Here is a 618-nt window from a genome sequence, read left to right on the forward strand (position 1 = left end):
ATGCGGCAACTGGAAGAGGAAAATCTGCGGCTGAAGAGGCTGGTTGCCGATCTGAGCCTCGACAAGGCGATGCTGCAGGACGTGCTGGCAAAAAAGAGCTGACGCTGGCACGCCTGCGCGAATGGGTCAGGGATTTGCAAGCCCGCTACGGTGCCAGTGAGAGACAGGTCTGTTTTGCGCTGCGGGTCAGCCGCAGCTCGTTTCGATATCGTTCTGTGGCCGCCGACGACAGCGCACTGCGGCTACGCATCCGTGAGATAACCGAAACCCGGGTTCATTACGGGTACCGCCGGGTATACGTGATACTCAGGCGGGAAGGCTGGCGCGATAATCACAAACGGATATACCGCCTCTACTGTGAGCAGGGTCTGTCGCTGCGCCTCAAACGGCCACGCCGCAATAAATCGGCCCAGCGCCGACAACCGCAGCCTCAGGGTCTGTATCCGAATCACGTCTGGGGCATGGATTTTGTCTCTGATGCGTTGTTTGACGGGCGACGACTGCGCCTGCTGACGGTTATCGACCTGTACACCCGCGAATGCCTGGGGATCTGCGTGGGGCAGAATTTGCGTTCAACAGAAGTGGCAGAAATGCTGAATAGCATAGCGCTCAGACGTC

At 58.6% G+C, this 618-nt stretch carries 1 pseudogene; it reads left to right on the forward strand.

Annotated features, from left to right (window positions below):
• Positions 1-618, forward strand: a pseudogene (locus ACCC84_RS23615) (IS3 family transposase); the annotation flags it as partial.

The organism is Serratia odorifera, from assembly GCF_041448735.1.
Classification (GTDB): domain Bacteria; phylum Pseudomonadota; class Gammaproteobacteria; order Enterobacterales; family Enterobacteriaceae; genus Serratia_F; species Serratia_F odorifera.